The organism is Enterobacter sp. MGH85 (genome assembly GCF_001037655.1).
Lineage (GTDB): Bacteria > Pseudomonadota > Gammaproteobacteria > Enterobacterales > Enterobacteriaceae > Enterobacter > Enterobacter intestinihominis.
The window spans coordinates 816,559-839,024 of sequence record NZ_KQ089925.1 but is presented as its reverse complement, the minus strand read 5'-3'; the positions used below and the strand labels follow the sequence as shown (position 1 = coordinate 839,024).

The window sequence follows — 22,466 nt, the reverse complement described above, 5'->3', positions numbered from 1 at the left end:
CGGGCTTTTTTATTTTGCACGGCCTACCTTTACTCCGCTTTACACACTCGCTCCTCTCTATGCTCTACAGTGTTTTTGCTGCCGCCTTTCGTGCAGCCTTAGCCCTTTTGCTAACGGAGAGCTTGCATGTTAACCCGACGATTGTCCTGCCTGGCGCTGCTGATAGCGCTGGCGTCTCCCGCAATGGCCGCAGATGCCCCCACCTACGGCGAGAAGCTGGAAGGTTTTGACTACGGCTGGCCGGTAAAACACTTTACCTTTACCTCGCAGAACCAGCCTCTGGATATGGCTTACCTGGACGTGAAACCGGAAAAACCCAACGGCCGCACCGTGGTGCTGATGCACGGCAAAAACTTCTGTGCTGGCACCTGGGACGGCACTATCCGCGCGCTGTCGGCCGGTGGGTATCGCGTGATCGCCCCTGACCAGATTGGTTTTTGTAAATCCACCAAGCCGGAGCATTACCAGTACACCTTCCAGCAGCTGGCGGATAACACCCACGCGCTGCTGAAAACGCTGGGCGTCGAGCGCGTGACGGTTATAGGACATTCGACCGGCGGCATGCTGGCAACCCGCTATGCGTTGATGTGGCCGCAGCAGGTGGAGCAGCTGGTGATGGTGAACCCGATTGGTCTGGAAGACTGGAAAGCGCGCGGCGTGCCGCATATTACGGTCGACCAGTGGTACCAGCGCGAGCTGAAAGTTAGCGCCGACGGTATTCGTCAGTACGAGAAAAACACCTACTACGCCGGGGAGTGGAAACCGGAGTACGAGCGCTGGGTCACTATGCTCGCCGGGCTGAACAACGGGCCGGGCAAAGCTCGCGTGGCGTGGAACTCGGCGCTGCTCTACGACATGATTTATACCCAGCCGGTTGTCTATGAATTTAGCGAGCTGAAGATGCCGGTATTATTGATGATCGGCACGAAGGACAATACCGCCATCGGGAAAGATCTCGCCCCACCGGAGATCCGCAAGACGCTCGGCAATTACGCGGTGCTGGGCAAAGAGACGGCGAAGCGCATTCCGCACGCGACGCTGGTCGAGTTTAACGACATGGGCCACGCGCCGCAGATGCAGGATCCTGAACGTTTCCACGACGCGCTGCTGAAAGGGCTTCAGGCGCGCTGACGGGTCTCCAGCAACAGCCCGCGCAGCCACGCCTGCGCGGGATTGCTTTCATCGCAATTATCCAGCTTTTTTCGGTTCACTATTCTGGCCGTTCCCGCTGTTGACGCGCTGCGTTTCCCGCTATGATGGGCGGCTAGTCTAAGGAGAACGCATGGTCTGGATAATGCTGGCAACGCTTGCCGTGGTATTTGTGGTTGGATTTCGTGTCCTGACCTCAGACTCCCGCCGCGCCATCAAACGTTTAAGCGAGCGGCTGGGCATCACCCTGATGCCAGTCGAGTCGATGATCGATCAGTTCGGTAAAACGCCGGGCAATGAGTTTATCCGCTACCTTGAGCGCCCCGACGAGGCACATCTGCAAAATGCGGCGCAGGTGCTGCTCATCTGGCAGGTCTGCATTGTCGACGGCAGTGAAGAGAATTTGCATACCTGGCACCGTATGCTGCGTAAAGCCCGCCTTGCCGCACCCATTACCGATGCGCAAATTCGACTGGCACTTGGCTTTATGCGCGAAATGGAGCCCGATCCGCAGGAGCTGAACGCCTTCCAGCTGCGCTATAACCAGCTATTTCTGCCGGAAGAAGGTGTGTTTTATCTGCACTGATCCCCTCTAAAACCACAAAAGTTGTCAAATCGTTAAATCCGTCACACTTTTGATGATAAACTGCGCGACTTTTCCGCACGTTTTTATCTCAGGTGATGCCATGACAGAACATATCCAGCCCACGACTCCGCCGCAGGCCAAAGAGGTGTCTCGCCCCAACTGGTCGGCGGTTTTCTCCGTGGCGTTCTGCGTCGCCTGCCTGATCACCGTTGAGTTTCTGCCGGTCAGCCTGCTGACGCCGATGGCGCAGGATCTGGGCATTTCCGAGGGCGTTGCCGGGCAGTCCGTGACCGTCACCGCCTTTGTGGCGATGTTCGCCAGCCTGTTTATCACCCAGGCGATTGGCACCATTGACCGTCGTAAAGTGGTCATTCTGTTCAGCGTGCTGCTGACGCTCTCCTGCCTGCTGGTCTCTTTCGCTGAAAGCTTCACCCTGCTGCTGCTGGGTCGCGCCTGCCTGGGGCTGGGGTTAGGCGGCTTCTGGGCGATGTCGGCCTCGCTGACCATGCGCCTGGTGCCCGCGCGCACCGTGCCAAAAGCGCTGTCCGTTATCTTCGGCGCGGTCTCTATTGCGCTGGTGATTGCCGCGCCGCTGGGCAGCTTCCTTGGTGGGATTATCGGCTGGCGTAACGTCTTTAACGCGGCGGCAGTGATGGGCGTGCTGTGCATTATCTGGGTGTGGAAAGCGCTACCGTCTCTGCCGGGTGAAGCGGCGCACCACAAACAGAACATGTTCGCGCTGCTCAAGCGTCCGGGCGTGCTGGCGGGGATGACCGCCATCTTCATGGCCTTTGCCGGGCAGTTTGCCTTCTTTACCTATATTCGCCCGGTGTATATGACCATGGCGGGCTTTGACGTGGATGGCCTGACGCTGGTGCTGCTGAGCTTCGGTATCGCCAGCTTCGTCGGCACCTCACTGTCGTCTCAGTTCCTGAAACGCTCCCTGAAGGTGGCGCTGGCGGGTGCGCCGCTGGTGCTGGCGATCAGTGCCGCGGTGCTGGTGCTGTGGGGCAGCGACAAGTGGGTCGCATCGGCGATTGCGATTGTCTGGGGCTTTGCCTTTGCGCTGGTGCCGGTGGGCTGGTCGACGTGGATCACCCGCTCGCTTGCCGATCAGGCGGAAAAAGCCGGGTCGATTCAGGTGGCGGTGATCCAGCTGGCGAACACCTGCGGCGCGGCGGTGGGCGGCGTAGCGCTCGACCATCTGGGGCTGACGTCACCGCTGGTGATCTCCGGTACGCTGATGCTGCTGACCGCGCTGCTGGTGGCGGGGAAGGTTAAGGCGAAGTAAGTCAATTTTCCCCCTCACCCTAACCCTCTCCCATAGGGGAGAGGGGACTGCTCGGTGCTGTCTTTTCACCCTCGCCCCTTTGGGGAGAGGGCCGGGGTGAGGGGACATTCGCTTACGCCGATGCCTTAACCCTTCTGCGTGAATCCATCGAAATCAGCACCACCGACGACACAATCAGCAGCGTTCCCAGCCAGTCCGGCAGGGTGAATGCCACCCCCAGCAAAACCACCGACAGCAGCGCGCTGCTCAGGGGTTCGGCGCTGCTCAAAATGCTTGCCTTCGGCCCGCCGATCATCTGCGCGCCCTTCAGATACAGGCTGAACGTCAGCGCGGTGCCAATCACCACCAGGTAGAAAAACGCCAGCAGCAGGCCGCCGTCAATGGCGAAGGTGGTGCCGCGTCCGGCGTAGAACGGCGTCAGCATTAGTCCCGCAATCAACATACTCCAGCCGACAATCGGCAGCGTGCCGTAGCGGGCGATAAGCGTTGATGGATAGGTGGTGTAAAACGCCGCAGCAAACGCCGAGGCGATACCGAAGAACAGTGCGGCAGGCGAGATGGAGAGCGACGTCGGGTCGCCGTGGGTCACCAGCAGGAAGGTACCCACAAGCGATGTCAAAATCGCGGATAAGACAAATATGCCGGGACGCGTTTTCCGCGCCAGGGCGAACCACGCCACGATGATGGTTGGCGACAGGAACTGAAGCACGGTGGCCGTAGCGGCGTTGGATTTTTCAATCGTCAGCAGGAAGGTGAGCTGCACGGTGAGCGCGCCAACCAGTGAGAAAAACAGCAGGCTGAGGGCGTCCTTGCGGTTTTTGATGACCGAGAAAATCTTGTCGCCGTGAACGAAGGAGAGCGTCAGCAGGATCACGCCGGTAAACAGCAGGCGAACCATGGTCAGGTAAGGCGAAGAAATGTGGCTTTTCTCCATGATGTACTGCGCACAAACGCCGGAACTGCCCCATAAAACGGCGGCAATCAGGACGTTCAGCATCCCTTTGCGTGTGGAACCCATGTTCTCCCCTGTTATGTTGTCGTTAATTGGCCAACAGCATAGCATGGTTGTGTGCGGCCTGATGCCCTCACCCCTGCCCTCTCCCACGGGGAGAGGGGGAAAACCGTAGGCCGGGTAAGCGTAGCGCCACCCGGCATGTTGTTGACCTTAGAACCACGCCTCCCACATCGCGCCGACGTTGAAGTCGTCCAGCGTCTCATCTTTGGTGTTGTTCACGCGCGCGGTGCGTTCGTTGTCCACTTTGCCGCCGGTGACGTAGAAGCGCAGCATCGGACGGAACTCCGGCCCCATGGCGATAGACATGTTCTGCGACAGGGTCAGCTTCCAGCCCTTGTTGTCGCCGCCGTTGTCGTAATCAACGTGCTGCCAGCCCGCTTCCAGCCAGGTGGAGTGAACGTCGTTCCACCAGTGCATCGGGCGCACGATGGCATTGTAGTTCTTGCGGTTGTCGACGTCATCGCGGCTGTTGTCATAGTCGTGGAAGGCGAGGATGTACTCCACCTGCGTGGCCTGGGTGAATTTATACAGCCCTTCGAAGCTGGCGTAGACCGTGGTCAGATCTTCGGTTTTGTTGAACACGCTGTTGTCCGAATTATCGGAGTAGCGGGCGATCACCTTGTTCACGCCGCTGTCGTTGGTATGGCTCAGCACCACGCCGCCCTGCCAGGCGTTCAGGCGTTCGTCGCTTTCAACCGCTTTCGAATCAAAGCCGTAGTTGGCGTACAGCTCCAGGTCGATCGGGCCGAGCTTCATGCCGTGGATTTTTGAGGTGGCAGCGTAGTTGCCCTTGTCGCCCGTGCCGGAACCGCCGGTACAGGTGATGCGCGACGGGTTGGCTTCATCTTCCATCACTTCCGGGCTACAGGATTCCACCGCCGCCACGGCAGCCACGTCGAACTGCACACCGCCGATGTCGAAGTTCTTCACCCCGGCGCCCTGGCCATCGTGGTTCATCCAGAAGTAATCGTTGATGCCCTGCTGCGGACGCTGGTGGAAGTCACGACCGGCCCAAAAGTAGGCGTTCGGGTTGGAGGCCATAATGTTGGTCACCCCGGCGTAAGCTTTTTTGAGGTTAACTTCGTCGCCCCAGTGGTCGATCATCACGTTGATGTCCCAGATGGCGCCGTTATCACCCTTGAAGGCCTTGGAGAGCTGGAATTCCCCGCCGTTGCCTTCGTTACCCAGACGACCAATCGCGGACGCGCCGTTGTAGGAGCCGTCCACCGCCACATACTTCTGGTCAGCGGCCTGGAAGTGCGCGCCGTAGCGGGCGTAGCCGGTAAATTTGATGCCAAACGGAATCGCCATGTCCGGGGATTGCGCTGCGCTCTGCGGCTCGGTGATGACGTCCGCTTTTTTCGCGACCGCCGCATCCATTTTCGCCTGACGCTCGGCCAGGGCTTTATCCACCGCTTTCGCCACAATGGCGTCAATTTGCTCCTGCGTAAATTCTTGCGCGAGCACGGAAATTGGACAAAGCGCGGCGATAACCGCCATGGTTAATGGAAGTTTTTTAATCGTATTCATGGTTATCTCAATATAGTTTAATTTTATTCAGACAATAACCATCCCGCTCCGATCTGACAGAATATGTCGCTATCATCAGAACAAGTGGATTTCTAGTTTTAGGTACAGAGGTATTACATTAAATTATTTCGCCATAGACTATCTCTGATATAAATGAATAATCTCTTCAGATAATTCACGCGCTAATAGCGAATTCATTAAATGATCCTGCGCGTGCACCATAATTAAGGTCATCGGCTGGCGGGCTTCGCCCGCGTCCTGCTCGATCAGTTTGGTCTGCATCTTGTGTGCCTGGCGCGCGTAGCCATCGGCTTCACGCAGCAGGCTTTTGGCTTCGTCAAGGTTGCCCTGGCGCGCCGCATGCAGCGCTTCGAAGCACAGGCTGCGGGACTGACCGGCGTTGACGATAATTTCCATTACGGCTTCTTCTAATGCGATCATCATTTTTACTCTTTATCAAAGCAATTATTTAAGGCGGTAGCGGCAAACCACTCTCCGCTTTTTTTAATGGTGCGCTGCTGCGTCTCCAAATCGAGCTGAATAAAACCGTAGCGGTTTTTATAGGCATTGCACCACGACCAGTTATCAATAAACGTCCACATATGGTAGCCAAGGCAATTGCAGCCTTCGCTAATACCTTTATGCAGCCACGCTAAATGCTCAGAAATAAATTCGATGCGGTACCGATCGTTTATCTGGCCGTTTTCAATAAAGCGCTGCTCGTTTTCGACACCCATCCCGTTTTCAGAAATAAAACAGCGGGGGTTACCGTAATTGTCGCGCAGGTTAACCAGAATATCGTAAATACCCGGCTCGTAAATTTCCCAGCCGCGGTACGGATTCATCTTGCGGCCCGGCATCTCGTAGCTATCAAAGAACCACTCCGGCATAAACGGCGCCTGCGGGTTCACCGCGCTGTCGCGACACTTCACGCGGCGCGGTTGATAGTAGTTAACGCCGAGCAGGTCGATTTTCCCTTCCGCAATCAGGAAACCGTCTTCCGGCTTGCAGGCGGGTAGCTGATCGTAAGATTTCAGCAATGCCACCAGGTCGGCCGGATACTCCCCGCGCAGCACCGGGTCGAGGAAGCTACGGTTAAACATCAGATCCGCGATATGCGCCGCCTTCACGTCCGCCGGGTTCTGCGAACGCGGGTATGACGGCGTCAGGTTCAGCACGATGCCGATCTCCCCCGCGTAATGCCCGGCGCGGTAAGCCTGAACGGCCTTTGCATGGGCCAGCACCGTGTGATATGCCACGGTGGCCGCCCGACGAAAATCCACCACGTTCGGGTAATGGAAATCGTACAGATAACCGCCTTCCACCGGAACAATCGGCTCGTTGAAGGTAAACCAGTGCAGCACGCGGTCGCCAAACAGCTCGAAGCAGATCTGCGCATAGCGGGCGTAGGCGTCCACTACGTCACGGTTTTCCCAGCCGCCGATCTCCTGCATCGCCATCGGCATGTCGAAATGGAACAGGGTGATAAACGGCGTGATGCCCTGTTCATTCAGCTCATCAATGACCTGATTATAAAAATCGACCGCGTCCGGGTTCACTTCACCGATACCGTCGGGGATCAGGCGCGCCCAGCTAATCGAGGTGCGAAAGCTGTTGTGGTTCAGCTGCTTCAACAGCTGAATGTCCGTTTTCCAGTGCTGATAAAACGTGGAGGTATGCTGCGGTCCCACGCCGTTGTGAAAACGGTTCGGCTCGCGGGAAAACCAGTAGTCCCACGTGGTTTCACCCTCTCATGTCCCTTCCGTCTGGAGAGCGGAGCTTGCGCTGCCCCACCAGAAGTTATCGGGAAATGCGTATTTCATGACCCTTCCTCTTTGACTTAATTGCTAACTGTTTCAGCGGTGCCGACGGTTGCCTGGGCTTTCTGCTCTTCATTTTTGATGAGCGTACGCTCATAGGCGCGCAGGAACGGCAGGTACATCAGCGCCGACATCACCATGCAGACCAGGCACATCACCACCGGGCTCAGCGCCCAGTTCGCCGCCCACGAGGCGCCAATCGGCGCGGGCGTGGTCCACGGGGTTAACGAAACCACCTGGGCCAGCCAGCCGAGTTTGGTTGCGCCGTACGCCAGGCAGGCGTTGACCAGCGGAACAAACACGAACGGGATAAACAGCATCGGGTTCATGATGATCGGCGCGCCGAACAGAATCGGTTCGTTGATGTTAAAGAAGCTTGGCACAACGCCCATTTTGCCGATGGTGCGCAGGTGAGTGGCGCGGCTGCGCAGCAGCAGGAACGCCAGCGGCAGGGTCGAGCCTACCCCGCCAATCAGCAGGTAGTGATCCCAGAAACCTTGCAGATAAACGTGCGGCAGCGCCGCGCCCGCCGCCAGCGCCGCCTGGTTTGCAGAGAGGTTCGCCATCCAGAACGGGTTCATGATGCCGGTGACAATCAGCGACCCGTGGATACCGGCAAACCAGAAGATCTGGCACAGCAGAACGGAGAGCAGAATCGCGGGCAGCGAGTCAGACGCGGACACCAGCGGCTCCAGCAGGTGCATAATCGCCTGCGGGATGATCATCCCGGTCTGCGCTTCAATGAACAGGTTCAGCGGATGCAGGGTACCAATCACCACCATCACCGGGATCAGGATCTCAAACGAACGCGCCACGCCGGTCGGCACCTCTTTCGGCAGGCGGATGGTGACGTTGTTCTGCTTCAGCCACGCGTACACACGGGTGGAGTAGATCGCGGTGATAAGCGCAGTGAAGATGCCCTGACCCGACAGATACTGCGTCGAAATTTTGCCGTCGGCATACGGCGCGGCGACCAGCAGGAAGGCCATAAAGGCCAGCAGACCGGACATCACCGGATCGAGGTTAAACTGACGCCCCAGGCTCGCCCCAATCCCCACCGAGATGAAGAAGGTCATGACGCCCATGCTGAGGTTAAAGGGCAGCATCAGCTGTTCGCGGTAGGTCTCGGAGAAATCCAGCCAGCCGCGGGCGAAGCTGTTGGTGGTATCCGCCGAAAACGGCGGGAAGATAAACACCAGCATAAACGAGCCGATGATCATAAACGGCAGCGCGGCGGTAAAGCCGTCGCGGATGGCAATCACATACTTTTGCTGACCGAGCTTCGCGGCCAGCGGCGTAATTGACTGTTCAATCACCGCGACCATGGATTGATATAACGAACTCATGTGAACACCTTTTAGTGTGCCGCTTCGATGAGCGACAGAGCATAGTCCAGTACTTTATCGCCACGCTGCATGCCGTAATCCATCATGTCGATGGGCTGCACCGGTATGCCTTGCGTCGCTGCCTTGTCTGAGAGTGTCTTTAACATGTATTTCACTTGCGGTCCGAGAAGCACCACCTGATAGTGCGGAAACTGCGTATCAAATTCGGATACGCCATACGCATCTATCTTCACGGGCAACCCCCGTTCTTTTGCAACATCGATCATTTTGCTGACCAGCAGGCTGGTGGACATCCCGGCAGAGCAGCACAGCATAATCTTGAACATCGACGACCATCCTCAAAGTGTAAAAAGTTATTGCGATGATGATTGGACATGATACGGAAACCGGTTTCCATTCATAAAAGACAGAAGTGTGACAACCATCAATATCCACTACTTATGACGCTAATTAACCGGATGTGGGTCACATAATTTGGCTGTTTTGACATCAAATTGAGTGGAAACGGAAAATCGGTTTCCATGGAAAACGGAAACGGATATACTCCGTTCTGGCTATAATGTGAGCCGTAGCGGTGATGGAAATTACAGACGCCAGTTGCGTCTGACAGGGGAGAGAGATGTCTACAATCAACGATGTATCGCGTCTGGCCGGGGTGTCCAAAGCCACGGTATCACGGGTGTTGAGCGGGTCGCGTGGCGTTAAAGAAGCCAGTCGACAGGCTGTTCTGAGAGCGGTGGATGAGCTGAACTATCGTCCGAACGTGATCGCCCAGTCGCTGCTCAGCCAGTCGACGGGCTGCATTGGGGTGATTTGCGCGCAGGAGAACATTAACCAGACCACCGGTTACCTGTACGCGCTGGAAAAACACCTCAGCCAGCATCAAAAACATCTGCTGCTGCGTTTCGCACACACGAAAACAGAAGTGATGAACGCCCTTGAAGAACTCTCCTGCGGCTTATGTGATGACATTCTGGTGATTGGCGCGCGTTTCCCGCTAGACGTGGACATGGACAACGTCATTCTGGTCGACTGTATGGAAGCCGATAACGCCAACAGCATTCAGTTCGATCACGCGTTCGCTGCTGAAACGGCCTGCAACTATCTCACCAGCCAGGGGCGTCGCCAGATAGCACTGATCCACCCGCACGGCAGCGGCTTTGCCGATCAGGTGCTGCTGGGTTACAAACATGCGCTGGAGAAAAACTTCCTGCCCTTTAATCGCAACCTCGTGTTTATGGACGCGACTTCATCGTCCGTTGCGCTTCAGGAATTACTCAACAACGCGTCCACGCTGAATTTCAACGCGCTGCTGGTGGCAGACGAGCAGGAAGCCCAGCGGGTGATCCCGCAGTTACAGGCGTTTAATAAATCGGTACCGGAAGACATCATGGTCTTCAGCCTCGGCGGTTCGCTGCATCTCCCGGGTATTCCGGTGATCCCGGCCATTGAGTATTCCATGGACGCCATGGCGGCGCGCATCGTGAGCTGGCTGACGGCGAAAACGCAGATGCTCGGGTCCTACGTGCTGCGCGGGGATTTGATTATTCCGGATGTGCGGAAGCGTTAAACATGTGATGTAGGCCGGGTAAGGCGCAGCCGCCACCCGGCGCTCAACCCTCAGTAATCTTCCATACAATCCACCTGACTTACTGCATCCCAGTAGGCGTCCAGGTTGTCACGCTTCACGGCGGTGATGGCATTTTTGATCAGCAGTTGATTGGCCTCAGACGACAAAATCATCGCCTGCCAGGCCTTATCGCTCTGCTTTTTCTGCGGGGTACAGGTTTTCTTCACATCTTTCAGGACCTGCTGTTTTATCTGGGCCTCTTTCTCCGGAGCGCTCTTCTCCTGCGCGTGAACAAACGCAGCGAAAATCAGGCAAACGAGCAGGCAAACCAGGTGTGCAGATTTCATTGAGACCTCCGGTAAAGTCACAGGCTTTCCCTGAAATGTATCGTTACATTCAGGCAGGCGATTCCAGCCGAAAGTATGAATTTACTTTTCACCTGGTATGAGAATCGCCCTCTCAGGCCGTTACTGAACCCCTCCACCCAGCGATTGCCACAGCGTGATGCGGTTTTCCAGGTCGGTTTGCTGCAAGGCAATCAGTGATTCCTGTGCTGACCACAGCGATCGCTGCGCGGTGAGCACCGACAGATAATCGCCCGCGCCAGCCTTGTAACTGCGCGTCGCCACATCCAGCGTTTTTTGCTCCGCCGCCACGTATTCACGCTGGGCATCAAGCTGTTCGCTCAACGTTTCGCGCCGCGCCAGCGCGTCGGCCACGTCCTTAAACGCGCTCTGGATGGTCTTCTCATAGGTGGCGATTAGCCCCTTCTTCTCCGCTTCCGCATAGCGCAGCTGCGCCATATTGTTGCCCCCGCTAAACAGCGGCAGGGTGATGGACGGCGCGAACGACCAGACCTTCATGCCGTGGCTGAACAGGGATGACAGCGAATCGCTGCCGACGCCCGCGCTGGCGGTCAGTGAAATGGTCGGGAAGAAGTTGGCGCGTGCCGCGCCGATGTTGGCATTAGCGCTCAGCAGGTTATGTTCCGCCTCCTGAATGTCCGGGCGACGCAGCAGCGCGCTGGAGCTGACGCCCGCCGGGATCAGCGTGATGGCGTTATCGCTCAGGCTCTCCAGCGTGCCGGGCAGCAGGTTCTCGGGCACCGTATCGCCCGCCAGCAGGTTAAGGGCGTTTTTGTCCTGCATCACCAGCGTCTGGTAGCTCGCCACGCTGGCGCGCGCCTGCTGGTAAACCGCCATCGCTTCACTGACGTCCGTGGCCGCTGCCACACCTACTTCCTGCTGACGTTTGACGATTTTGAGCGAGTTCGCGGCGCTCTCCAGGGTGGATTTCGCCAGCGCCAGATTGCTGTTATCCGCCGCCAGCGTCACCCAGGCCGTGGTCAGTTCGCTGACCATTGTCAGGCGCGTGTTCTGCGCGGTGAACTCGCTGGCAAGCCAGGTTTCACGCGCGGCGCGCGACAGGCTCTGGTTGCGGCCAAACAGATCCAGTTCGAAGCTGGAGACCGTGCCGTTGGCTTCGTCGCTCGTCGCGACGCCGCTCGCCAGCGTGCGGCTGCGGGTGTGGCTCAGTTCCGCGTCCACCGTCGGGAACAGGGACGATCGCGTTTCGCCATACTGGGCACGAGCGGCGTCGATATCCGCAATCGCTTTTTGCACGTCGCGGTTGCTGTTGAGCGCCATCGTCACCACGCTTTTCAGCCGCGCATCATTCATCACCTGCTGCCACTGGCTCACCACGGCGCTGGCTTCGCCGTGCGCGCCGGGCAGTGTGGCCGGAACGGGTGCGTCCGGGCGCTGATACGTGGGATCTAATGACACACAGCCTGCGCTCAGCAGTGCTAACGCTAAAACAGTTACACGAAACATTATGACCTCCGGTTTGCGTGCTTACCGGAGAACAGACGTTTCACCAGTACAAAGAATAAAGGAACGAAGAAGATCGCCAGCAGCGTCGCGGCCAGCGTCCCGCCGATAATGCCGGTGCCGATCGCCACGCGGCTGTTGGCCCCCGCGCCGGTGGCAATCGCCAGCGGCGTCACGCCTGCGATAAACGCCAGCGAGGTCATGATGATCGGACGCAGACGCGTCTGGGCGGCCCGCAGGGCGGCGCGCGTCAGGGAGTAGCCTTCGGCCACTTTGGCTTCGGCAAACTCGACAATCAGAATGGCGTTCTTCGACGACAGACCGATGGTGGTCAGCAGCGCCACCTGGAAATAGACATCGTTGCTCAGGCCGCGCAGGGAGGCGGCAATGGCCGCGCCCAGCACCCCAAGCGGGATCACGAGGATCACCGAAATGGGCACCGACCAGCTCTCATACAGTGCCGCCAGGCACAGGAACACCACGAGGATGGAGAGGGCATAAAGGCTCATCGCCTGACCGCTCGCCAGTTTTTCCTGCAACGACAAACCGCTCCACGCCCAGGTGCTGCCGGACGGCAGGTTATTCGCCAGCTGCTCCATTTTGCTCATCGCCGTACCGGAGCTGGCGCCGCTGGCGTTCTCGCCCTGAATTTCATACGCCGCCGAGCCGTTGTAGCGCACCAGGCTTTCCGGGCCATACTCCCAGCGGGTGGTGGCGAAGGCGGAGAATGGGGTCATAGTGCTGTCGCTGCCGCGCACATACCATTTGTTGAGATCCGACGGTACCGCGCGATAGTCGCTGTCGCCCTGGATGTAGACCTTTTTCACGCGGCCACGGTCAATGAAGTCGTTCACGTAGGTGCCGCCCCAGGCGCTGGACAGGGTGTCGGTGACGTCGCTCAGGGAGAGCCCCAGCGACACGGCTTTGTTGTTATCGATATCCACCTGAAGCTGCGGCATCTGCGGCAGATCGTTGGCGCGCACGGCGTGCAGCGAGCTGTCCTGATTCGCTTCGCCAATCAGCTGGTTACGCAGTTTCAGCAGCGCGTCGCGGTCGGTGCCGCCGCTCGCCATCAGCTCAAAGGTAAAGCCGTTGCTCTGGCCCAGACCGTCCACTGCCGGCGGTGTCATCGCAAAGATGGTGGCATCGCGGATGGCGCTCAGCTCCTGCGTGGCGCGCAGGGCAATGGCCTGCGCGGTGTTTTCCTCGCCTTTACGCTCTGACCAGTTTTTCAGGGAGACGAACGCCATCCCGGCGTTCTGGCCGCTGCCGCTGAAGCTGAAGCCTTCAACGGTAAAGATCACGTCGGTATTGGCTTTCTCTTTGGTGAGGAACCACTCGCGTACCTGGCGGCTTACCTCTGCGGTACGCACCGCGGTTGCGCCGGCAGGGAGGGTGTACTGCACCATGATTTCTCCCTGGTCTTCGGTTGGCAGGAAGCTGCCCGGCAGTTTCAGCATGGCGAACCCCATCGCGCCGCAGAGCAGGGCGAAGATCACCAGCATGCCGCCGGAACGGCGCAGGGCGCGCAGAACCTTATTCTGATAGCCGTGCTCGGTCTTACTGTAGAAGCGGTTAAACGCGCCGAAGAAGCCCTTTTTGTGCGGAGCGGTGTGATTCAGGATCGAGCCGCACAGCGCGGGCGTCAGGGTCAGCGCCACCACCACGGAGAGGAACATCGCCGAAATAATGGTGACCGAGAACTGACGGTAAATGACCCCGGTAGAGCCGCCGAAGAAGGCCATCGGCAGGAATACCGCAGAGAGCACCAGCGCAATGGCGATCAGCGCGCCGGAAATTTCGCCCATCGATTTTTCGGTCGCTTCCCGGGCGGGCAGCCCTTCGTCGCGCATAATACGCTCGACGTTTTCCACCACCACGATGGCGTCATCCACCAAAAGTCCTATCGCCAGCACCATGGCAAACAGCGTCAGGGTGTTGATGGAGTAACCGAACAGCGCCAGTACGCCGAAGGTGCCCAGCAGCACCACCGGCACCGCCAGCGCCGGGATCAGCGTCGCGCGGATGTTTTGCAGAAACAGGTACATCACCACCACCACGAGGATAATGGCTTCGAACAGGGTCTGAATCACGTCCTCAACGGAGATCTTGATGAACTCGGTGCTGTCTTTCGGGTAGGCCACGTCGTAGCCTTCCGGCATCGACTTTTTGAACTCGGCGATCTTGTCTTTTACCGCCGTGGCGGTGTTAAGCGCGTTGGCGCCCGGCGAGAGCATCACCGCCATACCCGCCGCCGGGTGGCCGTTCAGCTTCGCGGTGGCGGTGTAATCTTCGCTGCCCATCTCCACGCGCGCGACGTCGCTGATGCGCACCACCGCACCGTTGGACTGGCTCTTGACGATGATTTTTTTGAACTCATCGACCGTTTGCAGACGCGACTGAGCGCGGACGGTGGCGGTCAGCTGTTGGGCGTTCGACGAGGGCAGCGCGCCGATTTTACCGGCGGAGACCTGCACGTTCTGCGCTTCAATCGCGCTCTGCACGTCGGAGGGCATCAGCGAGTACGACGCCAGCTTAGCCGGGTCGAGCCAGATGCGCATCGCGTATTCTGCACCGAACACCTGCAGGCTGCCGACGCCATCCACGCGCGCCAGCGGATCCTGCATATTACTCACCAGCCAGTCGGCGATATCCGAGCTGCTGGCGGTGTCGGTTTTATCATATACGCCCATGATCAGCAGGAAGTTGCTCTGGGATTTTTCGACGGTGATCCCGGACTGCTGCACCTCGGTCGGCAGGCGTGATTCCGCCTGCTGGACTTTGTTCTGCACCTGTACCTGAGCGGTGTCCGGATCGGTTCCCTGTTCAAACGTGACGTTAATGCTCACCGACCCGTCCGAGCTGCTGGTGGAGGTGAAGTAGAGCAGGTTATCCAGCCCGGTGAGCTGCTGCTCGATCACCTGCGTCACGCTGTTCTCCAGCGTTTGTGCGGAGGCGCCGGTGTAGGTGGCGGATATTTTGATCGACGGCGGGGCAACGTCCGGGTACTGCGCAACGGGCAGCGTGCGGATCGCCAGTATCCCGGCGAGCATGATGAGAATGGCGATAACCCAGGCAAAGACCGGGCGACGCACGAAGAAACGGGAAAACATCAGGCGTTTCCTCCGTTGGTTTTCATCTCTTCAGCTTTCACTTCCTGCCCGGCGGTGACTTTGTCGGTGCCTTCCACAATCAGCTTATCGCCCGCCTTCAGGCCATTCAGCACCAGCCATTTATCGCCGTAGGTGTCGCCCGTCTCCAGCTGACGCTGCTCGACCTTGTTGCTGGCGTTCACCACCAGCGCGGTGGCGGTACCTTTGGCGTCGCGGGTGATGCCCTGCTGCGGCGCGAGGATCGCGTCATTCATGATGCCTTCATCCACTCGGGCGCGGACGAACATGCCCGGCAGAAGCTGATGCTGCGGGTTCGGAAAGACGGCGCGCAGGGTGACTGAGCCGGTAGACTCATCCACCGCCACTTCGGTTAACGCCAGATGGCCTTTTTCGCTGTAGCTGCTGCCGTCTTCGAGGATCAACGACACGTCCAGCGTATCGCTGTTGCTGGCGAGGGTTTGCTTGCGTAATCGCAGCAGATCGGCGCTGGAACGGGTTAAATCGACGTACATACTGTCCAGCCCGCGAATAGTGGCCAGCGCGGTATCCTGCTGGGCGGTCACCAGCGCGCCGGGGGTCACAGAGGAGATGCCGATACGTCCGGCAATCGGCGCGGTGACGGTGGTCCAGTTGAGGTTAATGCGGGCACTTTCCAGCGCGGCTTTCTTTGACTCGACGCTGGCCTTGTCCTGCGCGCAGGTGGACTTCGCGTCTTCCGCATCCTGACGTGATACGCCGTCGTCCTTCACCAGCTGCGCATAGCGCCGGGCTTTCTGGCAGTCGGCCTGCACCAGCGCCTGCGCCTGTTTCAGTGCGGCAGCAGCTTCATTATAAGCGGCGCGGTAGCTGGAAGGATCGATCTGATACAGCGCCTGCCCGGCCTTGACCGTATCGCCTTCGGTGAAGAGCCGTTTCTGAATAATGCCGCCCACCTGAGGGCGCACTTCGGCGCTCATCGCGGCGGCGGTGCGGCCGGTCAGCTCGCTGACCACGGACACCGGCTGGCTCATGAGTGTGACAATCCCCACTTTTGGAAGAGGACGCTGGGGAGCAGATGTTTGCGCATTATCGCACCCTGTCAGGAGGAGTAATGCTGCGATGGAGGTTGTTATGGTTTTCATAATCTTTTTCCAGGGTGAACGAAGCCTGCCCTGTTAATCGCTTAACAGGGAGGAGGGCTAATTAAAAACACAGCGATCCCGCATCTCTGGCAGAGCCAGAAATGAAAAAAGGGAAATTACTTATTTCCGCTAATTATTCACATGCGATTACTTCGCAGAGAAAAGCATATTTAAAATATTCTGGTATATGGGCTCTAATTGTTCTGACGGTACTTTTAAAGGCGTGAGTCGACGGTAAATCGTGCCTTCGATCATCACGGCGGTAATCTCCACGCAGCAGCGAATATGCTCATCGCTCAGGTGGGGGAACTGCTTTTTCAGGTGCTCACAGGCGTTGGCGAACATGCGGGCTTCGGCTTCGATCAGCATGTTTGCCACCAGCGGATTACGTGTGGCCTCTGCGGACATTTCGAGCATTAGCGCGTCATCATCTTCGTTAAGCGTCTGGCGCCAGGCAAGCGCCTGCGGCATCCCTTCAACCAGGGTTTTGCCCTGCATCTCCTCAATACGTGAGTCGATAATGCGCCGGATCATCTCTTCAATGATCGCGTCTTTGTTACTGAAATAGCGATAGATTTGTCCGACGCTGAGCCTGGCTTCGCTGGCGATCTGCGACATGCTGGCAGCGTGAAATCCACTGGCGCGAAAGCAGCGGCGCGCGGCGGTGATGATTTCGTCCTGCCGTAGTTTTTGTCGTTCTTCCAGCTTTGTGCTCATCGTCGGCTACCGTAAAAAGTGAGAATGATCGTTCTCATTATACGTTTTCGGAGCCTATTGGAAAGGTTTTTTTTATTTACATATTGAATGAATATTTCCTTGTTTAAACAATGGAGGAAATAAGGAGTTTTTATGAAGGTTAAGCTGTGAGATATTCAGATTGCGCTGAAAATAAGGAGAGATTTATGCATCTGAGCATTACAGATAAAGTCACGGCTGAAGAAAAAGAAGAATTATTAACGGGGCTAAGAGCCTATAACGCGCAGTATTTAGATCTGGCGACGTTTAGTGGCGATATTGGCGTATATGTGCGAGACGACAACGGCGTCATGCTGGGCGGGTTAATCGGCGTACGTAAAGGCGACTGGCTGAATATCGACTTTCTGTGGGTCAGCGACAGGGTGCGGGGAACGGGCGTCGGCAGCCAGCTGATCAAAACGGCTGAAGAGGAGGCCCGTCGTAAAGGGTGTCGTCACGCGCTGGTGGATACGGTCAGCTTCCAGGCGCGTCCGTTCTATGAAAAACAGGGTTATCAGGTGCAGATGTCCTTACAGGATTACCCTTATCAGGGAATGCAGAGACACTATCTGACCAGGGATCTTTAACCGCCGATCCCGGTGCCGATCACGGCTAACACGTGGCGCACAACGATCTCCGGCGAGAGGGCATTAAGCCTCTCGTCATTGCGCATGCGAGAGAACGGCACCAGCACCAGGCTCAGCAGCGTAGTGAACAGCAGTTCGGGGGCCAGCGCCGGATTCAGCTTTCCTTCCTGCTGCCAGCCTTTGATGGTTGCCAGCGTGGTGTGATATTTCTCATCGCCAAAGCGCTCCTGCAAATGCGTACGCAGTACCGGCATCTCGCCGATCACCTCCTGCATCCACAGCGGGGCAAACCAGCGATACTTTTCCGCCAGTTCGGCCAGCACCCTGACCATTTCCGTCAGGGCATCCACCGGCGAATCCCGGTTGTCGGCGAAAATCGCCCCGATCCGCTCGCGTAACGGCAGGAAGCGCTCCTCAATCATCGCATCCAGCAACTGTTCTCTGGAGTTGAAGTAGTAGTGCAGCATGGCGGGCGTCACGCCTGCTTCGCGGGCAATAGCGTTCAACGACGTATTGGCGATCCCCTGGCGGGAAAAGAGATTCAGGGCGATATCCAGCAGCTGTTCACGGCTGGCGGTAACGCGCTTGCCGCCGCGTGGCCGACCGGGGCGGCGGGGTTCAGAATTGTCCTTTTGTGCTGACATGGTCACCGTATCTCTTGATCTTATTCATCACTTCCACAAATATTAATTATACGATTAATTAATTTCAAGTGATGTCTTATGGAGTCCGACGTAATGACTCAACCTGCGAAAAAGGTGCCGTCGATTAAGCTGCTGTTCAGCGCACTCCTGCTGGTGATGCTGCTCTCGGCGCTGGATCAGACCATTGTCTCCACCGCGCTGCCGACCATCGTCGGTGAGCTGGGCGGGCTGGATAAGCTCTCCTGGGTGGTGACAGCCTATATCCTCAGTTCGACCATCGTGGTGCCGCTGTATGGCAAATTCGGCGATCTGTTTGGCCGTAAAATCGTCCTGCAAATCGCAATAGTGCTTTTCCTGGTGGGCTCTGCGCTGTGTGGCCTGGCGCAGAACATGACCCAGCTGGTGCTGATGCGCGCCCTGCAAGGGCTGGGGGGCGGCGGCCTGATGGTGATCAGCATGGCCGCCGTGGCGGACGTGATCCCGCCTGCCGATCGGGGTCGCTATCAGGGGCTGTTTGGCGGCGTGTTTGGCCTGGCGACGGTGATAGGCCCGCTGATCGGCGGGTTTATCGTTCAGCATGCATCCTGGCGCTGGATTTTCTACATCAACCTGCCGCTGGGGCTGTTTGCGCTGCTGGTGATTGGCGCGGTATTCCACGGCAGCGCGCGGCGCAGCAAGCATGAGATTGATTACCTGGGGGCGATTTACCTCAGCATGGCGCTGCTGTGCATCATTCTGTTTACCACCGAGGGCGGTACGATCCGCCAATGGAACGACCCGCAGCTGTGGTGCATTCTGGCCTTCGGCCTGACGGGGATCGCCGGGTTTATTTACGAAGAGCGGCTGGCGTGGGAGCCGATTATCCCGCTGTCGCTCTTCCGCGACCGCAGCTTCCTGCTCTGTAGCCTGATTGGCTTTATCATCGGCATGTCCCTGTTTGGCTCGGTAACGTTCCTGCCGCTCTATTTACAGGTGGTGAAAGACGCCACGCCAACGCAGGCCGGCTTGCAGCTGATCCCCCTGATGGGCGGGCTGTTGCTCACCTCCATCATCAGCGGGCGCATCATCAGCCGCACCGGGAAATACCGTCTGTTCCCGATCCTCGGCACGCTGCTCGGCGTGGTGGGGATGGTGTTACTGACGCGCATTTCAATCACCTCCCCAACCTGGCAGCTGTACCTGTTTACCGGCGTGCTGGGCATGGGGCTGGGACTGGTGATGCAGGTGCTGGTGCTGGCGGTGCAGAACAGCGTGTCAGCCGATCAATACGGCGTAGCGACCTCTGGGGTGACGCTGTTCCGTTCCATTGGCGGGGCGATTGGCGTTGCGCTGTTTGGCGCGGTGTTCACCCATATTCTGCAATCAGGGCTGATCGACAGGCTGCCGGAAGGGGCGGAACTGCCGCGCGAACTTAATCCCGTTGCCATTCACCATCTGCCTGATGCCCTGCGTCTGGACTATCTGGATGCGTTCGGCTCGGCTATCCATGCGGTGTTTATGCTGGCGGCGGGGATTATGGTGCTGGCGTTTGTGCTGTCGTGGTTTTTGCGCGAAGCGCCGCTGCGTCGGCAGGCGTGAGGGAAGCGGTTCTGCTTGCGCCTGGACTACCGTAGCCTGATGCCCATCGCCGGGTGGCGCTACGCTTACCGGGCCTACACTTCGCCCGTTACGTAGGCCGGGTAAGCGCAGCGCCACCCGGCAACAGGCCGCATATAACTTAACCGTCTTACTGATTCCTTTTCGTTTTTTAGCCTGCCGTCTCGTTGTCGATATAGTCTTCAAAACCACTGTCGAAAGGAACTGTCTCGTGAAATTTCAGTTGAGTGCTCTGGTGCTCGCGGCCCTGCTGCTGGCAGGTTGCGATCAAGGCGGCAATGATGCCAGACACATTAAAGTCGGCGTGATTAATGGCGCTGAGCAGGACGTGGCGGAAGTCGCCAAAAAGGTGGCAAAAGAGAAATACGGTCTGGATGTTGAGCTGGTGGGCTTTAGCGGCTCGCTGCTACCCAACGATGCCACCAACCAGGGCGAACTGGACGCCAACGTCTTCCAGCATCGCCCGTTCCTTGCACAAGATAACAAGGCGCACAATTACACGCTGGTCGCCGTGGCCAATACCTTCGTCTTCCCGATGGCGGGTTACTCCCGAAAGATTAAATCGGTGTCTGAGCTGAAGGATGGCGCAACCATTGCGATTCCAAACGATCCCACCAACCTCGGCCGCGCGCTGTTGCTGCTGCAAAAAGAGAAGCTGATTACCCTTAAACCAGATGTTGGCCTGCTGCCAACGGCGCTGGATATTACCGCGAACCCGAAAAACGTACAGATTATGGAGCTGGAAGGGGCGCAGCTGCCGCGCGTGCTGGACGATCCGAAAGTGGATGTGGCCATCATCAGTACCACCTATCTTCAGCAAACGGGGCTGTCTCCGGTACATGACAGCGTCTTTATTGAGGACAAAAACTCGCCTTACGTGAATATAGTGGTCACGCGAGAAGACAACAAAGACGCCGAAAACGTGAAGGAATTTATCCAGTCCTATCAGTCGCCGGAAGTGGCGAAAGCGGCAGAGACCATTTTTAACGGCGGTGCGGTGCCGGGCTGGTAGGCCACGGTAAGCTGGCCCTCACAGCGTTACGCGGGCATCGGTGCGGCTTTCGGGCCACAGAAAACCCTGGCCAGACTGTGCGCCAGACGTGCGGGCGCGCGCCAGATCCCGCGAATTCTCGATGCCTTCGATAAGAATTGATTGCGCGATACCTGCCCTGACCTCCTGCACAAACGGGGCAAGCGGCGCGCGCTCGCGCAGCGCTGAGCGGTCAATTTTTACCCCATCCAGCGGCAGCGCAAGCCGCGCGAACGCCTCAGCCAACTCCCGGGTTAAATCGTCCAGCCAGATTTGCCATCCCGCCTCTTTTAACCGAACAAGCGTGGCATGAAGACGATGTTGCTCAGCCTTACTCAGCCGTGTGATGGTGTGAGGATCCTGAATTTCAATCGTTAACCGCTGCTGATGGCGTAACGCCAGCAACAACCGGATAGCGCGTTCGTCGAGAAGGTGCTCTGCCGGAAGGTTTAGCCAGTAAGCGTCCCGGGCGGGTATCTGTAACAGGGTGTTGGCCTGCCAGAAGAAGATTTGCAGCGCGCTGCGCGAAGGCAGAGAAGCAAATAATATCTCCAGATTGACGTTATGGATCTCCACGAGAACTTCATGCGCGAACATCTGGCCCGAATGAAGATCGACAAGCGGCTGGAATCGCAGCCCTGAGATACGTTGCAACAGGGGAGAGGGAAGAACGGTATACATGGAACAGCCTTCAGGAAATGAAAAAAGGTTCCCGCGGACACGGGAACAAAAGGCAAACGACACACGGTCAAATTCTTAATTCAGGATCCAGCGAATGCTCTGGTAAAACGAGGGGCCACGCACGGCCTTAAGCTTGTTCATGGCGTTGTTTTTATAAAAGTAAACCAGCCTGACGTTACACCCCAGCTGACGGGCGATTTGCTTGGTTTTGAGATTACAGGAATAGCCGCGCAATACGCTGGCCTCCTCGCTGGACAGCCTCGCCGGGGTGCGTAAGCGGGTAGTCATGCCTACGTTGTAACGACCAGACTCTTGCGGCGTCTGGCTCATCAGTATTTGCCACAGCGCTTTGATATCCCCCAGGGAGACTCTTTTGCTGATTACTCCATCAACATGTTTGAATTTCAAATAGCCAGCGGATAACGAATAGATATAGATCTTCGCCGTCACTTGTTTCTGTTTAATACAGAGAATGTCGTCATTCGTCGTCACCCGGAAATGACGCGTATTCAACGGATCATAAATGATGATATCAAAGAGTTGTTCACTCATAGCAAGTTCTTCGATATGGGTAAACCCATGGAAAATAACGTCGTGTTTTTCATCAGGCTCACGCTTTCCGAGCGATTGCAGGCCAATCATCGTGAATTCGCAGCTGTCAACAACGGCAACGTGAATTGTTTTTTTATTTTGCATTGGCATTCTCCTTTCGCTGAGTAAACAGTCCATATAAGAGAAAATGGCGGTTCGCACTCTCTTATTAAAAGAATGGCGAGCACTTTTTAAATAACGCGATGCGATGGCATCAATGTAAGCCAATACA

20 protein-coding genes and 1 pseudogene are annotated in these 22,466 nt (G+C 57.4%); 7 read left to right on the top strand and 14 right to left on the bottom strand.

The window, feature by feature from the left end; translation table 11 throughout:
* Positions 1–126: 126 nt before the first annotated feature.
* The 3 genes from SK51_RS03920 (at position 127) to nepI (ending at position 3,026) form a co-directional block, all read left to right on the top strand.
* Entirely contained in the window at positions 127–1,131 is a 1,005-nt protein-coding gene (locus SK51_RS03920) for an alpha/beta fold hydrolase (protein WP_023305149.1), read from the top strand.
* A gap of 151 nt (positions 1,132–1,282) precedes the next feature.
* The gene (locus SK51_RS03915) at positions 1,283–1,735 is read left to right on the top strand and encodes a DUF1198 domain-containing protein (RefSeq protein WP_023305150.1); all 453 of its coding nucleotides are present in this window, start codon (positions 1,283–1,285) and stop codon (positions 1,733–1,735) included.
* Between the two features lie 100 nt (positions 1,736–1,835).
* Positions 1,836–3,026, top strand: coding sequence for a purine ribonucleoside efflux pump NepI (gene nepI / locus SK51_RS03910; RefSeq protein WP_023298972.1), 1,191 nt, complete (start codon positions 1,836–1,838; stop codon positions 3,024–3,026).
* 112 nt (positions 3,027–3,138) lie between these two features.
* On the opposite strand, the gene SK51_RS03905 is transcribed toward nepI, so the two are convergent.
* The 6 genes and pseudogenes from SK51_RS03905 to SK51_RS03880 form a co-directional block, all read right to left on the bottom strand.
* Complete coding sequence (locus tag SK51_RS03905; protein WP_048206600.1) at positions 3,139–4,044, bottom strand: EamA family transporter; 906 nt, start codon at positions 4,042–4,044, stop codon at positions 3,139–3,141.
* Positions 4,045–4,191: 147 nt separating this feature from the next.
* On the bottom strand, positions 4,192–5,571 hold the full coding sequence (locus SK51_RS03900) for a carbohydrate porin (protein ID WP_023305153.1): 1,380 nt from the start codon (positions 5,569–5,571) through the stop codon (positions 4,192–4,194).
* Positions 5,572–5,709: 138 nt separating this feature from the next.
* On the bottom strand, positions 5,710–6,012 hold the full coding sequence (locus SK51_RS03895) for a PTS lactose/cellobiose transporter subunit IIA (RefSeq protein ID WP_014168006.1): 303 nt from the start codon (positions 6,010–6,012) through the stop codon (positions 5,710–5,712).
* Between the two features lie 5 nt (positions 6,013–6,017).
* Positions 6,018–7,394: pseudogene (locus SK51_RS03890) on the bottom strand (glycoside hydrolase family 1 protein).
* Positions 7,395–7,411: 17 nt separating this feature from the next.
* Positions 7,412–8,737, bottom strand: a complete 1,326-nt coding sequence (locus SK51_RS03885) for a PTS sugar transporter subunit IIC (RefSeq protein ID WP_022646565.1) — start codon at positions 8,735–8,737, stop codon at positions 7,412–7,414.
* Between the two features lie 11 nt (positions 8,738–8,748).
* Positions 8,749–9,063 carry a PTS sugar transporter subunit IIB gene (locus SK51_RS03880; protein WP_003861034.1) on the bottom strand — a complete coding sequence of 105 codons (315 nt, stop codon included), beginning with the start codon at positions 9,061–9,063 and terminating at the stop codon, positions 8,749–8,751.
* Between the two features lie 293 nt (positions 9,064–9,356).
* On the opposite strand from SK51_RS03880, the gene SK51_RS03875 reads away from it, so the two are divergent.
* A complete protein-coding gene (locus SK51_RS03875; RefSeq protein WP_022646566.1) occupies positions 9,357–10,307 on the top strand; it encodes a LacI family DNA-binding transcriptional regulator in 951 nt (316 codons plus the stop codon).
* Between the two features lie 50 nt (positions 10,308–10,357).
* Here SK51_RS03875 and SK51_RS03870 read toward each other — a convergent pair whose 3' ends face one another.
* From SK51_RS03870 to SK51_RS03850, 5 genes are all read right to left on the bottom strand, one after another.
* Positions 10,358–10,654 (bottom strand): YicS family protein, encoded by a 297-nt coding sequence (locus SK51_RS03870; protein WP_003861030.1) that lies wholly within the window; start codon positions 10,652–10,654, stop codon positions 10,358–10,360.
* Between the two features lie 120 nt (positions 10,655–10,774).
* Positions 10,775–12,139 (bottom strand): efflux transporter outer membrane subunit, encoded by a 1,365-nt coding sequence (locus SK51_RS03865; RefSeq protein ID WP_023305154.1) that lies wholly within the window; start codon positions 12,137–12,139, stop codon positions 10,775–10,777.
* Positions 12,139–15,249 carry an efflux RND transporter permease subunit gene (locus tag SK51_RS03860; RefSeq protein WP_032626664.1) on the bottom strand — a complete coding sequence of 1,037 codons (3,111 nt, stop codon included), beginning with the start codon at positions 15,247–15,249 and terminating at the stop codon, positions 12,139–12,141. The genes SK51_RS03865 and SK51_RS03860 overlap by 1 nt, the downstream gene beginning before the upstream one ends.
* On the bottom strand, positions 15,249–16,370 hold the full coding sequence (locus SK51_RS03855) for an efflux RND transporter periplasmic adaptor subunit (RefSeq protein WP_023305156.1): 1,122 nt from the start codon (positions 16,368–16,370) through the stop codon (positions 15,249–15,251). Before SK51_RS03855 ends, SK51_RS03860 begins: the two co-directional genes overlap by 1 nt.
* Positions 16,371–16,517: 147 nt before the next feature.
* On the bottom strand, positions 16,518–17,087 hold the full coding sequence (locus SK51_RS03850) for a TetR/AcrR family transcriptional regulator (protein ID WP_022646570.1): 570 nt from the start codon (positions 17,085–17,087) through the stop codon (positions 16,518–16,520).
* A gap of 185 nt (positions 17,088–17,272) precedes the next feature.
* On the opposite strand from SK51_RS03850, the gene SK51_RS03845 reads away from it, so the two are divergent.
* Positions 17,273–17,692, top strand: coding sequence for a GNAT family N-acetyltransferase (locus SK51_RS03845; protein WP_022646571.1), 420 nt, complete (start codon positions 17,273–17,275; stop codon positions 17,690–17,692).
* On the opposite strand, the gene SK51_RS03840 is transcribed toward SK51_RS03845, so the two are convergent.
* Positions 17,689–18,336, bottom strand: a complete 648-nt coding sequence (locus SK51_RS03840; protein WP_023305157.1) for a TetR/AcrR family transcriptional regulator — start codon at positions 18,334–18,336, stop codon at positions 17,689–17,691. The two genes, SK51_RS03845 and SK51_RS03840, sit on opposite strands and share 4 nt — an antisense overlap.
* 78 nt (positions 18,337–18,414) lie before the next feature.
* Between SK51_RS03840 and SK51_RS03835 the strand changes: the two genes are divergently transcribed.
* Both SK51_RS03835 and nlpA read left to right on the top strand, forming a co-directional pair.
* A complete protein-coding gene (locus SK51_RS03835) occupies positions 18,415–19,914 on the top strand; it encodes an MDR family MFS transporter (RefSeq protein ID WP_032670895.1) in 1,500 nt (499 codons plus the stop codon).
* Positions 19,915–20,143: 229 nt separating this feature from the next.
* Positions 20,144–20,944 carry a lipoprotein NlpA gene (gene nlpA, locus SK51_RS03830; RefSeq protein ID WP_023305159.1) on the top strand — a complete coding sequence of 267 codons (801 nt, stop codon included), beginning with the start codon at positions 20,144–20,146 and terminating at the stop codon, positions 20,942–20,944.
* Between the two features lie 18 nt (positions 20,945–20,962).
* Here nlpA and SK51_RS03825 read toward each other — a convergent pair whose 3' ends face one another.
* Positions 20,963–21,643 carry an EAL domain-containing protein gene (locus tag SK51_RS03825; RefSeq protein ID WP_023305160.1) on the bottom strand — a complete coding sequence of 227 codons (681 nt, stop codon included), beginning with the start codon at positions 21,641–21,643 and terminating at the stop codon, positions 20,963–20,965.
* Between the two features lie 75 nt (positions 21,644–21,718).
* On the bottom strand, positions 21,719–22,339 hold the full coding sequence (locus tag SK51_RS03820) for a LuxR C-terminal-related transcriptional regulator (protein ID WP_015570093.1): 621 nt from the start codon (positions 22,337–22,339) through the stop codon (positions 21,719–21,721).
* Positions 22,340–22,466: the final 127 nt, after the last annotated feature.

What these genes read in the sequence shown, in the direction of transcription:
- SK51_RS03920 (WP_023305149.1), top strand. Translation starts at nt 127, where the DNA reads ATGTTAACCCGACGATTGTCCTGCCTGGCGCTGCTGATAGCGCTGGCG.
- SK51_RS03915 (WP_023305150.1), top strand. Translation starts at nt 1,283, where the DNA reads ATGGTCTGGATAATGCTGGCAACGCTTGCCGTGGTATTTGTGGTTGGA.
- nepI (WP_023298972.1), top strand. Translation starts at nt 1,836, where the DNA reads ATGACAGAACATATCCAGCCCACGACTCCGCCGCAGGCCAAAGAGGTG.
- SK51_RS03905 (WP_048206600.1), bottom strand. Translation starts at nt 4,044, where the DNA reads ATGGGTTCCACACGCAAAGGGATGCTGAACGTCCTGATTGCCGCCGTT.
- SK51_RS03900 (WP_023305153.1), bottom strand. Translation starts at nt 5,571, where the DNA reads ATGAATACGATTAAAAAACTTCCATTAACCATGGCGGTTATCGCCGCG.
- SK51_RS03895 (WP_014168006.1), bottom strand. Translation starts at nt 6,012, where the DNA reads ATGATCGCATTAGAAGAAGCCGTAATGGAAATTATCGTCAACGCCGGT.
- SK51_RS03885 (WP_022646565.1), bottom strand. Translation starts at nt 8,737, where the DNA reads ATGAGTTCGTTATATCAATCCATGGTCGCGGTGATTGAACAGTCAATT.
- SK51_RS03880 (WP_003861034.1), bottom strand. Translation starts at nt 9,063, where the DNA reads ATGTTCAAGATTATGCTGTGCTGCTCTGCCGGGATGTCCACCAGCCTG.
- SK51_RS03875 (WP_022646566.1), top strand. Translation starts at nt 9,357, where the DNA reads ATGTCTACAATCAACGATGTATCGCGTCTGGCCGGGGTGTCCAAAGCC.
- SK51_RS03870 (WP_003861030.1), bottom strand. Translation starts at nt 10,654, where the DNA reads ATGAAATCTGCACACCTGGTTTGCCTGCTCGTTTGCCTGATTTTCGCT.
- SK51_RS03865 (WP_023305154.1), bottom strand. Translation starts at nt 12,139, where the DNA reads ATGTTTCGTGTAACTGTTTTAGCGTTAGCACTGCTGAGCGCAGGCTGT.
- SK51_RS03860 (WP_032626664.1), bottom strand. Translation starts at nt 15,249, where the DNA reads ATGTTTTCCCGTTTCTTCGTGCGTCGCCCGGTCTTTGCCTGGGTTATC.
- SK51_RS03855 (WP_023305156.1), bottom strand. Translation starts at nt 16,370, where the DNA reads ATGAAAACCATAACAACCTCCATCGCAGCATTACTCCTCCTGACAGGG.
- SK51_RS03850 (WP_022646570.1), bottom strand. Translation starts at nt 17,087, where the DNA reads ATGAGCACAAAGCTGGAAGAACGACAAAAACTACGGCAGGACGAAATC.
- SK51_RS03845 (WP_022646571.1), top strand. Translation starts at nt 17,273, where the DNA reads ATGCATCTGAGCATTACAGATAAAGTCACGGCTGAAGAAAAAGAAGAA.
- SK51_RS03840 (WP_023305157.1), bottom strand. Translation starts at nt 18,336, where the DNA reads ATGTCAGCACAAAAGGACAATTCTGAACCCCGCCGCCCCGGTCGGCCA.
- SK51_RS03835 (WP_032670895.1), top strand. Translation starts at nt 18,415, where the DNA reads ATGGAGTCCGACGTAATGACTCAACCTGCGAAAAAGGTGCCGTCGATT.
- SK51_RS03825 (WP_023305160.1), bottom strand. Translation starts at nt 21,643, where the DNA reads ATGTATACCGTTCTTCCCTCTCCCCTGTTGCAACGTATCTCAGGGCTG.
- SK51_RS03820 (WP_015570093.1), bottom strand. Translation starts at nt 22,339, where the DNA reads ATGCAAAATAAAAAAACAATTCACGTTGCCGTTGTTGACAGCTGCGAA.